12 protein-coding genes are annotated in these 12,530 nt (G+C 69.1%); 10 read left to right on the forward strand and 2 right to left on the reverse strand.

The window, feature by feature from the left end; translation table 11 throughout:
- The first annotated feature begins 130 nt into the window (after positions 1-130).
- The 3 genes from G6N42_RS03945 to G6N42_RS03955 are packed head-to-tail and all read left to right on the forward strand — an operon-like array spanning position 131 to position 3,618.
- Positions 131-712: a hypothetical protein gene (locus G6N42_RS03945; protein WP_163726356.1), complete on the forward strand. Its 582-nt coding sequence runs from the start codon at positions 131-133 to the stop codon at positions 710-712.
- Positions 709-1,827, forward strand: a complete 1,119-nt coding sequence (locus G6N42_RS03950) for a PGRS repeat-containing protein (RefSeq protein ID WP_163726360.1) — start codon at positions 709-711, stop codon at positions 1,825-1,827. Before G6N42_RS03945 ends, G6N42_RS03950 begins: the two co-directional genes overlap by 4 nt.
- Positions 1,828-1,875: 48 nt before the next feature.
- Positions 1,876-3,618 carry a proline--tRNA ligase gene (locus G6N42_RS03955; protein WP_163726363.1) on the forward strand — a complete coding sequence of 581 codons (1,743 nt, stop codon included), beginning with the start codon at positions 1,876-1,878 and terminating at the stop codon, positions 3,616-3,618.
- A gap of 25 nt (positions 3,619-3,643) precedes the next feature.
- Here G6N42_RS03955 and G6N42_RS03960 read toward each other — a convergent pair whose 3' ends face one another.
- Together G6N42_RS03960 and G6N42_RS03965 are read right to left on the reverse strand one after the other, a co-directional pair.
- Complete coding sequence (locus tag G6N42_RS03960; RefSeq protein ID WP_163726366.1) at positions 3,644-4,153, reverse strand: ferritin-like domain-containing protein; 510 nt, start codon at positions 4,151-4,153, stop codon at positions 3,644-3,646.
- Complete coding sequence (locus G6N42_RS03965) at positions 4,150-4,659, reverse strand: hypothetical protein (protein ID WP_174262008.1); 510 nt, start codon at positions 4,657-4,659, stop codon at positions 4,150-4,152. The genes G6N42_RS03960 and G6N42_RS03965 overlap by 4 nt, the downstream gene beginning before the upstream one ends.
- Before the next feature lie 147 nt (positions 4,660-4,806).
- Here G6N42_RS03965 and rimP point away from each other — a divergent pair, with 147 nt between their 5' ends.
- From rimP to G6N42_RS04000, 7 genes are all read left to right on the forward strand, one after another.
- Positions 4,807-5,346, forward strand: a complete 540-nt coding sequence (rimP, locus tag G6N42_RS03970) for a ribosome maturation factor RimP (protein WP_163726372.1) — start codon at positions 4,807-4,809, stop codon at positions 5,344-5,346.
- Entirely contained in the window at positions 5,343-6,344 is a 1,002-nt protein-coding gene (nusA, locus tag G6N42_RS03975; RefSeq protein WP_163726375.1) for a transcription termination factor NusA, read from the forward strand. The genes rimP and nusA overlap by 4 nt, the downstream gene beginning before the upstream one ends.
- Before the next feature lie 183 nt (positions 6,345-6,527).
- A complete protein-coding gene (locus tag G6N42_RS03980; protein ID WP_434059560.1) occupies positions 6,528-6,800 on the forward strand; it encodes a YlxR family protein in 273 nt (90 codons plus the stop codon).
- A 67-nt stretch (positions 6,801-6,867) separates the two neighbouring features.
- Positions 6,868-9,612, forward strand: a complete 2,745-nt coding sequence (infB, locus tag G6N42_RS03985; protein ID WP_163726381.1) for a translation initiation factor IF-2 — start codon at positions 6,868-6,870, stop codon at positions 9,610-9,612.
- A gap of 34 nt (positions 9,613-9,646) precedes the next feature.
- On the forward strand, positions 9,647-10,153 hold the full coding sequence (gene rbfA / locus G6N42_RS03990) for a 30S ribosome-binding factor RbfA (protein ID WP_163726385.1): 507 nt from the start codon (positions 9,647-9,649) through the stop codon (positions 10,151-10,153).
- The gene (locus G6N42_RS03995) at positions 10,128-11,126 is read left to right on the forward strand and encodes a DHH family phosphoesterase (RefSeq protein ID WP_163726388.1); all 999 of its coding nucleotides are present in this window, start codon (positions 10,128-10,130) and stop codon (positions 11,124-11,126) included. The genes rbfA and G6N42_RS03995 overlap by 26 nt, the downstream gene beginning before the upstream one ends.
- 33 nt (positions 11,127-11,159) lie before the next feature.
- On the forward strand, positions 11,160-12,524 hold the full coding sequence (locus G6N42_RS04000; protein ID WP_232076069.1) for an MATE family efflux transporter: 1,365 nt from the start codon (positions 11,160-11,162) through the stop codon (positions 12,522-12,524).
- Positions 12,525-12,530 lie beyond the last annotated feature (6 nt).

A 12,530-nucleotide genomic window follows, 5' to 3' on the forward strand; every position in this document is an offset into this window, starting at 1 on the left:
TTTAACTGGGACCGCCGTCCAGCTGCGGCGGCGGCACGACGCGTACCTCATTGCGGAGATGGTGACGTGGCAAAGGTGAGGTAACCGACTACTCCAGCCGGCCCGGCGCAGCGAATTTACGCTCCCTGGCATGTCGAAGCGTGCACGGAAGTCGTCACCGACCCAGTTCCGGATGCTCACCGCGGCGTTGGCTACCGGCAGCGTGGTTGCCGCCGGCGCCGCACTGGCCGGAACCCAGCCCGAGCCAGTCGCGCCTGCCAAGCCGGCCGCGCTGGCGCGCACGGCCCCGGCCCTGGTCGGGTTGCAGATCCCGACGCCGAACACCCTGCTGACCGCCGTCACTGGAACATGGACCACCGGAGCGTCAGGTGGCGGGGTGAACTCGTCGGGGGCAGGTCTGTTCGGCGCGCTGACCGGGTTCGTGCCCTCGGCGAGCGGGCTCACGTCGGCCGCTGCGTCCACCGCGCGTACGTCATCGAATGCGTCGGTGCCCCTCGCCCTCGCCGGCGCGACGCCCACCGGCGAGCGCTTACCCAGCGCTGTGTCCGACGCGAGGGACCGCATCCCTCCGGCGTTCGCGCGGACCCAACAGCTCGCGCTCATCGGCAATACCGACCTCGTGCTCGCGCGCATCCTCGGCCTGCCGGCGCAGATTCAGGCCAACCCGCTGAACATGATCGGACCCGGAGCTGGCTCATCGGCGACGCCGTGACGGCTGGCGCCGCCGGTGGCTTCCTCATCGGCAACGGCGCCGATGGCGTGGCGCCGGGCCAGAACGGCGGACACGGCGGCATCCTTGTCGGCAACGGCGGCAACGGCGCGAACGGTGGGCCCGGCCAGGACGGTGGCGACGGCGGATCGGCAGGCCTGCTGCGGGGTAACGGGGGCTACGGCGGTATCGGTGGCGACGCCACAGGGATCACCGGTGGGACGGCCGGCGATGGCGGCAACGGTGGTTCCGCACCAAACGGGGTGGGCGGCGACGGCGGCCACGGCGGCAACGCCGGCACGATCAGAATCATCAACGGCGAACGGGTCGAGAATACCCTTCGCGGGCCCGCGACCGGCGGCAATGGCGGCAACGGCGGCGACGGCGGGCTCGACGGCGGCGAAGGTGGCAACGGCGGCAGCGCCGCAACCACCGACGGTGACGCCACCGCCGGCAGCGGCGGCAATGGCGGCGATAGCACTTCTGGCTGGGGCGGCGACGGCGGCAACGCCGGCCTGATCGCAGCCACCACCGGCCTGGGCGCCACTGCCACCGGCGGCAGCGGTGGTGACGGTGGCGACGGCGGCATCCGCGACGGCATGGGTACCCGCGGTGGAAACGGCGGGAACGGTAGCAACAGCGTCGTCAGCTCGAGGGGCGACGCGGTCGGTGGTGACGGTGGCGACGGCGGCGACGCGGTGCGCGGCAGCGGCGGCGATGGTGGAAACGCCTCCTCGCACGGTGATTTCGCAGAAGGAGTCTTCGCGGACGGCAACGCCTCCGGCGGTGATGGCGGAGACGGCGGCACCGGCAACGGCGGCTTCGTTTCGTCGGGCGATGGTGGCGACGGCGGCCGGGCCGGGGCCGGTGGCTTCGGCGGCGGCAGTGGCGTCACCAATCCAGTAGCCACCGGCGGGGACGGCGGCCGCGGCGGCGATGGTGGTCCTGGGGTCGGGGGCGGGGACGGCGGCAACGGCGGTGACGCCACCAATCCCATCGGCCACGCGTTCGGCGGCGACGGTGGCGACGGCGGCACACCGAGTGGCGACGGCGGAACCGGCGGCACCGCCACCGGCACCGCGGGCAGCTCTGACGGCAACGACGGCGCCGACGGGTAACGCGGCCGCGGCAACCTCACCCGACAGCGCTCACTAAGGTTGTCGGCTGTGATCACCCGCATGTCGCAGCTGTTCCTGCGCACCCTGCGTGACGACCCCGCCGACGCCGAGGTTGCCAGCCACAAGTTGTTGATCAGGGCCGGCTACGTCCGCCCGATCGGCCCGGGGCTGTACAGCTGGCTGCCGCTGGGTCTGCGGGTGCTGCGCAAGATCGAGGCGGTCGTCCGCGCCGAGATGAACCGTATCGGCGGGCAGGAGATTCTGTTCCCCGCGCTGCTGCCCAAGGCGCCCTACGAGGTCACCAACCGCTGGACCGAATACGGCGACGGCGTCTTCCGGCTGCAAGACCGCAGACGCAACGACTACATGCTGGGGCCGACGCACGAAGAGTTCTTCACCACGACGGTCAAGGGGGAGTACAGCAGCTACAAGGATTTCCCGCTGCTGCTGTTCCAAATCCAGACGAAGTACCGCGACGAGGCGCGCCCGCGAGCAGGCATCCTGCGGGGCCGTGAGTTCGTCATGAAGGATTCGTATTCGTTCGACGTCGACGACGACGGACTGCGGACGCAGTATCAGGCGCATCGCGCTGCGTACCAACGCATCTTCGACACGCTGGGCGTGGAGTACGTGATCGTCTCGGCGGTGTCCGGCGCCATGGGCGGCAGTGCGTCCGAGGAGTTCCTGGCCGAAAGCGACATCGGTGAGGACACGTTCGTGCGCTGCGATGAATCCGGCTACGCCGCCAACGTGGAGGCCGTCACGACGGCGGTCCCGGATGCGCTGCCGATCGAGGGTCAGCCCGACGCCACGGTGTACGACACCCCGGACACGCCGACGATCGCGACGCTCGTCGCTTGGGCCAACTCGGTGCTGGACCGCGAGGTCACCGCCGCGGACACGCTCAAGAACGTGATGCTGAAGACCCGGGTGCCCGGTGGTGACTGGGAGCTGTTGGCCGTCGGCGTGCCCGGCGATCGCGAGGTCGACGACAAGCGATTGGGCGCCGCGCTGGAACCGGCCGAGTACGCGCTGCTCGACGACGCCGACTTCGCCAAGCACCCGTTCCTGGCCAAAGGCTATATCGGCCCGAAAGCGTTGCTGGCCAACAAAGTTCGGTTCCTGGTCGACCCCAGGGTGGTCGACGGCACGTCGTGGATCACCGGCGCCGACGAACCGGGTAAGCACGTGGTGGGCCTGGTCGCCGGACGGGACTTCGTCGCCGACGGCACGATCGAGGCGGCCGAGGTACGCGACGGTGATCCGTCACCCGACGGCGCAGGACCCCTGGTGTCGGCCCGCGGCATCGAGATCGGCCACATATTCCAGTTGGGCCGCAAGTACACCGACGCGTTCGAGGCCGACGTGCTCGGCGAGAACGGTAAGCCGGTGCGCCTGACCATGGGGTCCTACGGCATCGGGGTGTCGCGGCTGGTCGCGGTGATCGCCGAACAGCACCACGACGAGCTGGGCCTGCGCTGGCCGTCGTCGGTGTCCCCGTTCGATCTCCACGTCGTCATCGCCAACAAGGACGACGCCGCCCGCGCCGGCGCCGAGGAACTGGCCACCGCGTTGGACGCCCAAGGTCTTGAGCTGCTGCTCGATGACCGGAAAGCCTCGCCAGGAATCAAATTCAAGGACGCCGAGCTACTCGGTGTGCCGTGGATCGTGGTGGTCGGCCGCGGCTGGGCCGACGGCGTCGTGGAGTTACGCAACCGGTTCACCGGCGAAAACCGGGAAATCTCAATCGAAAACGCGGCCAACGACATTGCGACGGCACTGAGAACCTGAGCGCCGCCCTCGCGCCAGGCGGGGTTTATTCAGAGCCGCCGGGGAAGGCGACCGTGATCGGTGTCGTGCCCAGAGCGCGGGTCCATCGTGCCGCCCTGACCGCGCAATCCGTCAGCGCGCCCACCGCGAACGCGCGCTCCTTCTCGTCGGTGGCCTGTTCGACGACGGCCCGCCACGCAACCGCGGAGTCTTCTTCCATTCGCACCGCGAGATTGGCCGCGTCGGTGGGGTTGTCCACCTCCATCGGCAACTCGTACCCTGCCGCGGGCAGCGGGGCGTCCACGGAACGTGCCTGCAGCATCGCCAATGCCTCCTCGCGCTCTTTGCGGTGCGCGGCCATCGACGACGAGACGAGGTAGTTCAGGTCGGGGGCGGAATGAGCCGACACGATCCCATAGCCGTAGATCGACGCCTGCGCCGTCGCGATCGCGTCGAACAACGCGGCGTCGGCGGAGTTCTGCGGCCGCGATGGGCTGGTCGGTTCGGCGGCCCGCGACGACGTCGTCGTCGAGGGTGTCGGTTCCGGGGACGTCATTGCGCGCGCCCCGGCGGAACCAATGCCACGGTGTAGGCCGCGGTGCATGCCGCGGCGATCGAGCCCAGCAGGCCGGCTCGGTAACCCGACATCTTGGTCGCCAGTTCGGTCGCGCTGGCCGCGGACTGCCTCAGCGCCGAGATCACGTCCTTCACAGTCGGGGCCGCGGCCGGCGCTGCCGTCGTGCTGGTCGGGGTGGCGGTGGGCGCATCCGTCCCGCGCATCCTGACCAGTTCGTCGGTCAGCGCCTGGGCGTGCGCCGCTCGCTCGGACGCGACGGCGTTCAAGGCTTCGACGATGTCGCCGCGCGCGGCGGCCGCCGCCTCGGTTGCCAATTGGCTGTCGGTGCGGGCCCGTTCGAGTTGGGCGGCCAGCTCGTCGACCTCGGGGGGCGGTTCCGACGAACCGCATGCGGCCACCGACGCGCCGAGCAATGCCAAGGCCGCCGTGCCGATCAGCACTCGTCGCCTGCTGACGGTCGGGTTCGGGCTCGGCACGTGCAACATCTTGCCATTGCAGCGACCGCCGACGCCCACCGCGCTTTTTGCCGGTTGCCGCGGCGGCGCTGGCGTATCGTTGGAAGACGGTTTCAGTGTCCACGTGCCAGGACACGCCGAACCTGTGTCCGAACAATTCAAGATGAGGAGCTCGCCGTGACGGAGCGGTCTGCGGGATTACCTTCGCAGCAGCAGGTCATCGAGCTGCTTGGTGGTGAATTCGCGCGCGCAGGCTACGACATCGAAGACGTCACTATTGACGCCGCCGCACGTCCGCCCCGCATCACGGTGGTGGCCGATAGCGACGACGGTCTGAATCTGGATTCGGCCGCCGCACTCTCACGATCCGCATCCGAACTGTTGGATCGCCTCGACGGCGATGCGACGCCATACGTCCTCGAGGTCACCTCGCCGGGAGTGGACCGCCCGCTGACCACCGAGAAGCACTTCCGCCGCGCGCGCGGGCGCAAGGTCGAGCTGACGCTGTCCGATGGTGCCGAATTGACTGGCAGATTGGGTGAAACCAGCGATGGCACCGTGCGATTGGTGGTACGTAAAGGGCGTGGTGCCGATCTGTCGGTCCGTGAGCTACCGATGGAAGACATCGCCAAAGCGGTTGTACAGGTTGAGTTTTCACCTCCGAACAAGCGTGAGTTGGAGCTGACCGGTCAAGCTGGGAAGGGGGGCCCGCGGTGAACATCGACATGGCGGCGTTGCACGCCATTGAGGCTGACAAAGGAATTTCGGTCGACGTCGTCGTCGAGACCATCAAGTCAGCGTTGCTGACGGCGTACCGCCACACCGAGGGGCACGAGGCGGACGCGCGCATCGAGATCGACCGCAAGACGGGCGTCGTCCAGGTGATGGCGCGGGAAACCGACGAAGACGGCAACGTCATCTCCGAATGGGACGACACACCAGAGGGTTTCGGCCGCATCGCCGCGACCACTGCGCGTCAGGTGATCCTGCAGCGGTTGCGCGATGCCGAGAACGAGAAGAACTACGGCGAGTTCTCTGCCCGCGAGGGTGACATCGTCGCCGGTGTCATCCAGCGCGATGCCCGAGCCAATGCGCGGGGCCTCGTCGTCGTCCGCATGGGCAGCGAGACCAAGGGTTCCGAAGGCGTCATCCCGTCGGCCGAGCAGGTGCCGGGGGAGCGTTACGAACACGGCGACCGCCTGCGCTGCTACGTCGTCGGCGTCAGCCGCGGCGCCCGCGAACCGTTGATCACGCTGTCGCGCACCCACCCCAACCTGGTGCGCAAGCTGTTCTCGCTGGAGGTCCCCGAGATCGCCGAAGGTTCGGTGGAGATCGTGGCAGTCGCCCGCGAGGCCGGCCACCGGTCGAAGATCGCGGTGACGTCGCGGGTCTCGGGGCTCAACGCCAAGGGGGCGTGCATCGGCCCGATGGGCCAGCGGGTGCGCAACGTGATGAGCGAGCTGTCCGGCGAGAAGATCGACATCATCGACTTCGACCCCGACCCGGCGAAGTTCGTGGCCAACGCGCTGTCGCCGGCCAAGGTGGTGTCGGTGAGCGTCATCGACGAGGCCGCCCGCGCCGCCCGCGTCGTCGTGCCGGATTTCCAGCTGTCGCTCGCGATCGGCAAGGAAGGGCAGAACGCCCGGCTCGCGGCCCGGCTGACGGGCTGGCGCATCGACATCCGCAGCGATGCCGAGGCTGTACCGGCTGGATGACGCGCAGTTGGTGCCGCGACTGATCGGCACGGACGGCCATTTAGGTGCATCGACCAGGTATGGCTAGACTGAACCGTGATCCAGCGCGAGACTCCAGCTTCGCCGCACAGACGACCAGAGGGACCGGTTCGTACGTGCGTCGGCTGCCGGAAGCGAGAGCTGGCCGTCGAACTGCTTCGTGTAGTGGCTGCGGACGGCGGGAATGGCGACTATGCCGTGACCGTTGACACCGCGAGAAAGCTGCCGGGGCGGGGTGCTTGGTTGCACCTCGATCCGCAGTGTCTAGACGCAGCGATCCGGCGGCGAGCATTCGTCCGAGCGTTACGGATCACCGGTTCACCGGACACCACCGCGGTGCACGAGCATTTGAGCGCAGTTCGAGGCGCTGAAGTGGCCGCGCACCAAGGCGACAGGACAGGTAGCGAAGAACATGAGCACACCGTGAAGTCTCGATGACCATGCGTCATAGCTAACCCGAGGCGCGGCGCCGACCACCGCTGCCGCCTCCTAGACAGGAGTTGTAGTGGCAGGTAAGGCCCGTGTACACGAGTTGGCAAAAGAGCTCGGTGTCACCAGTAAGGAAGTTCTCGCCCGACTGAGCGATCAGGGCGAATTCGTCAAATCCGCGTCCTCCACTGTGGAGGCCCCCGTTGCGCGCCGGTTGCGCGAATCCTTCGGCGGCGGCAAACCCGCCGCGGACAAGGCCCCGGCAAGCGGCAATGGCTCGCCGGCCAGCGCGCCGGCCAAGGCTGCCGCGACGGCCGCAAAGCCCGGCGCTCCCAAGCCGGCGGCGCCCGCGCCTCCGCCCGCACCCGCAGCACCCCCTGAGCCCGCGGCACCCCCGGCAGCCGCAGCGACGCCGCAACCCGCGGCACCGCCGGCCGCCCCCCCGGCTCAGCCTGCGCCGACCCCGGGTGCGACGCCTGGTCCCCGGCCCGGCCCGGCGCCCAAGCCCGCCGCGCGGGCACCGCGCGTCGGCAACAATCCTTTCTCGTCCCAGACGCCGGTCGAGCGGCCGGCTCCGCGTCCGCAGGCACCCCGTCCAGGTGCCCCGCGACCGGGAGCCCCTCGCCCGGGCATGTCGCCTGGCAATATGCCTCCACGTCCGGCCGGACCCCGGCCGGGTGTCGGCGCCGGCGGCGGTCGCCCCGGCGGCCCGCGTCCCGGTCCAGGTGGCCGTGGTCCCGGCGGCGGCAGCGGAGGTGGTCGTCCAGGCGGTCCCGGCGGCGGTGGCGGCGGCGGTAACTACCGCGGCGGCGGCGCCGGCGGTGGTGGCGGCGCAGGCGGAGCGGCTGCTGGAGGCTTCCGAGGTCGTCCCGGTGGTGGCGGTCGTCCCGGCCAGCGCGGTGGCGCGGCGGGTGCGTTCGGCCGTCCCGGCGGTGCGCCCAAGCGTGGACGTAAGTCAAAGCGGGCGAAACGCGCCGAATACGAGAACATGCAGGCACCCGTCGTCGGTGGCGTGCGGTTGCCGCACGGCAATGGTGAGGTCATCCGGCTCGCCCGCGGCGCATCGCTGGTGGACTTCGCCGAGAAGATCGATGCCAACCCGGCAGCCCTGGTGCAGGCACTGTTCAATCTCGGCGAGATGGTGACCGCGACGCAGTCCGTGGGCGACGAGACGCTCGAACTGCTCGGCGGCGAGATGAACTACGTCGTGCAGGTGGTGTCCCCGGAGGACGAGGACCGCGAACTGCTGGAGTCGTTCGATCTCACCTACGGCGAAGACGAGGGCGGCGAGGACGATCTCGAGGTCCGCCCGCCGGTCGTCACCGTCATGGGTCACGTCGACCACGGCAAGACCCGACTGCTCGACACCATCCGTAACGCCAGCGTGCGTGAGGGCGAGGCCGGCGGCATCACCCAGCACATCGGCGCCTACCAGGTTGCCGTCGAACACGACGGCAGCGAACGGCCGATCACCTTCATCGACACCCCGGGCCACGAGGCGTTCACCGCCATGCGTGCGCGCGGTGCGAAGGCCACCGACATCGCGATCCTGGTGGTCGCGGCCGATGACGGCGTCATGCCGCAGACGGTGGAGGCCATCAACCACGCACAGGCGGCCGACGTGCCGATCGTGGTGGCGGTCAACAAGATCGACAAAGAGGGCGCCGACCCGTCGAAGATCCGGGCCCAGCTCACCGAGTACAACCTGGTGGCTGAGGACTTCGGTGGCGACACGATGTTCGTCGACATCTCGGCGAAGCAGGGCACCAACATCCAGGCGCTGCTCGAGGCGGTGCTGCTGACCGCAGATGCCGCACTCGACCTGCGGGCGAACCCGGATATGGAAGCCCAGGGTGTGGCCATCGAGGCGCACCTGGACCGCGGTCGCGGACCGGTTGCCACGGTGCTCATCCAGCGCGGCACGCTGCGCGTCGGTGACTCGATCGTGGCCGGCGACGCGTACGGTCGCGTCCGGCGCATGGTCGACGAACACGGCGAGGATGTCGAAGAGGCGCTGCCGTCACGCCCGGTGCAGGTTGTCGGGTTCACGTCGGTGCCCGGTGCCGGTGACAACCTGCTCGTCGTCGACGAGGACCGCATCGCCCGGCAGATCGCCGACCGGCGCAGCGCGCGCAAGCGCAACGCACTGGCCGCGCGCACGCGTAAGCGGATCAGCCTGGACGATCTCGATGCAGCGTTGAAGGAGACGTCGCAGCTGAACTTGATCCTCAAGGGTGACAACTCCGGCACCGTCGAGGCGCTGGAAGAGGCCCTGCTGGGTATCGAGATCGACGACGAGGTCGAGTTGCGTGTCATCGACCGCGGCGTCGGTGGTGTCACCGAGACCAACGTCAACCTGGCGTCGGCTTCGGATGCGATCATCATCGGCTTCAATGTCCGTGCCGAGGGCAAGGCCACCGAGCTGGCCAACCGCGAGGGCGTCGACATCCGGTACTACTCGGTGATCTACCAGGCCATCGACGAGATCCAGAGCGCGCTCAAGGGCATGCTCAAACCGGTCTACGAGGAGAAGGAACTCGGGCGCGCCGAGATCCGCGCGATCTTCCGTTCGTCGAAGGTCGGCAACATCGCCGGTTGCCTCGTCACCTCCGGTCTCATCCGCCGCAACGCCAAGGCGCGACTGCTTCGCGACAACGTCGTGGTGGCCGAGACCGTCACGATCTCCTCGTTGCGACGGGAGAAGGACGACGTCACCGAGGTGCGCGACGGATACGAGTGTGGTCTCACGCTGACGTACTCCGACATCAAGGAAGGCGACGTCATCGAGGCGTACGAGCTCGTCGAGAAGGAACGCACGTGATGAGCCGCTCAGGCGAAGAACAGAGGGCCTGAGCATGCCCGATCCGGCACGGGCACGCCGGCTGGCCAAGCGCATATCCGAGATCGTCGCCACGGCGATCGAGTACGAGATCAAGGATCCGCGACTGGCCGGCGTGACGATCACCGACGCCAAGGTGACGAACGACCTGCACGACGCCACGCTGTATTACACCGTCCTGGGCAGTTCGCTCGACGAGGAGCCGGATTACGCCGGCGCGGAGGCCGGGCTGTCGAAGGCGACGGGTGTGCTGCGCTCCAGGGTGGGAGCGGCGCTCGGCGTGCGCTTCACCCCCACCTTGGCGTTCGCGCGGGACACCGTGCCCGATGCGGCGAACCGGATGGAGGAGCTGCTGGCTCGCGCGCGCGCCGCGGATGAGGATTTGGCGAGAGTTCGTGAAGGTGCCCAGCACGCCGGGGAGGCTGACCCGTACCGTGTAGAAGGGGCGCTGGGAAGCGGTGGGGACCGAGACGACGAGTTCGACGCTGAGGACACCGGTGACCGCGATCGACAAAGCGACTGACGCACCCGCCACAGGCGACCGGGTAGACGCCCGCGGCGCGGCCGACCTGCTGGCCGCGGCACACAGTGTCAGTGTGGTGTGCCACGTGTATCCCGACGCGGACACGCTGGGCGCCGGCCTGGCTTTGGCGCTGGTACTCGACAATTCGGGCAAGACCGTTCAGGTCAGCTTCGCGGCACCGGCCGATCTGCCCGAATCGCTTCAGACACTGCCCGGCGCACACCTTCTCGTCGAGCCCGACGCGATGCTCCGGGACGCCGATCTGGTGGTGACCGTCGACATCCCCAGCGTCAATCGCCTCGGTGCACTGAGTGAGCTGGCCGACTCCGACCGCGAGGTCTTGGTCATCGACCACCACGCCTCCAACCTGATGTTCGGCACCGCCAACTTCGTCGACCCCTCCGCGGACTCCACCACCATGCTGGTGGCCGAACTCCTCGACGCCTGGGGCAAGCCGATCGATCTCGGCGTCGCGCACTGTCTGTACGCCGGGCTGACCACCGACACCGGTTCATTCCGCTGGGCCAGCGCCCGCGCGCACCGACTGGCCGCCCGGCTCGTCGAGTTGGGTGTCGACAACGCCTCGATCAGCCGTACCCTGCTCGACACGCACCCGTTCGCGTGGCTGCCGATGCTGTCGCGTGTGCTGGCCTCGGCGCAACTGCTGCCTGACGCCGCCGACGGTCGCGGCCTGGTGTATACCGTTGTGGGACACCAGGAATGGGAGAAGGCGCGGCCGGAGGAGGTCGAGAGCATCGTCGACATCGTGCGCACGACCCAACAGGCCGAGGTGGCCGCGGTCTTCAAGGAGATCGAGCCCGGGCACTGGTCGGTGTCGATGCGCTCGAAGTCCTACGACCTGGCGGCGCTCGCCAGCACCTTCGGCGGCGGTGGGCATCGACAGGCGGCCGGCTATTCGGCGAACGGGTCCGCCGACGACGTCGTCCGGGCGCTCCGCGAGGCCCTCCGCTGACCATGTCTGCGCGCGCGTCCATCAGCCGGCGCATTGACTGAACCGGCCGACGGCGCGGCGGTCCCGACTGGGCCCACGCGTCAGCCGGGGACGACCGGCCGCCGCATCGCCGCCCTGGCGCTACCGGCTCTCGGGGTGCTGGCCGCAGAGCCGATTTATCTGCTGTTCGACATCGCCATCGTCGGCCGCCTTGGCGCCCTGCCGCTGGCCGGCCTGGCCATCGGCGGACTGATCCTGGCGACTCTCAGCTCCCAGATGACGTTCCTGTCCTACGGCACCACCGCGCGCTCGGCGCGGTTCTTCGGTGCGGGCGACCGTCGGGCCGCGGTCGGCGAAGGCCTGCAGGCTACCTGGCTGGCACTGGGTCTGGGCATGGTGATCGTCATCGTGGTGCAGGCCGGCGCCGTACCGCTGGTGTCCGCATTGGCTGGGGCTTCGGAGGGCGGCGAGATCGCGGACGAGGCCCTGCCGTGGGTACGCATCGCGATTTTCGGCGTTCCGGCGATCCTCATCTCGGCGGCGGGCAACGGGTGGATGCGCGGCGTGCAGGACACCGTGCGCCCGCTGCGCTACGTCGTGACGGGGTTCGTGTTGTCGGCCCTGCTGTGCCCACTGCTGGTGTACGGCTGGCTGGGGATGCCCAGGCTCGAACTGGAGGGCTCGGCGTTGGCCAACGTCGTCGGGCAGTGGCTCGCTGCGCTCCTCTTCCTGCGCGCTCTATACGTGGAGCGGGTGTCCCTGCGGATCGACCCGGCGATCCTGCGGGCACAGGTCGTGCTGGGGCGTGATCTGCTGTTGCGCACCTTGGCCTTTCAGGCGTGCTTCGTCTCTGCGGGCGCTGTCGCCGCCAGGTTCGGCGCCGCGGCGGTCGCGGCGCACCAGGTGGTGCTTCAGCTGTGGAATTTTCTTGCCCTGGTGCTGGACTCGCTGGCGATCGCCGCACAGTCGCTGGTGGGTGCCGCGCTGGGCGCGGGTCAGCTGGCGCACGCACGATCGGTGGCGTGGCGGGTCACGATCTTCTCCACCCTCGCCTCCGCGCTGCTGGCAGGTGTGTTTGCCGTCGGCGCCTCGGTCATCCCGAGCATCTTCACCGACGACCGTTCGGTGCTCGACGCTATTCGCGTCCCGTGGTGGTTCATGGTCGCTCAATTGCCGGTCGCCGGAATCGTTTTCGCGCTCGACGGGGTGCTGCTGGGTGCCGGTGACGCCAAGTTCATGCGCAACGCCACACTGATCAGCGCACTGGTCGGGTTCCTGCCGCTGATCTGGCTGTCGCTGGGTTACGGATGGGGCCTGCTCGGTATCTGGGCCGGGCTGTCGACGTTCATGGTGCTGCGGCTCGTGTTCGTCGGCTGGCGGGCGTTCTCCGGACGCTGGCTGGTGGCGGGCACTGGTTAGGCTGAC

The organism is Mycobacterium gallinarum (genome assembly GCF_010726765.1).
In the GTDB taxonomy this organism is placed as follows: Bacteria; Actinomycetota; Actinomycetes; order Mycobacteriales; family Mycobacteriaceae; genus Mycobacterium; species Mycobacterium gallinarum.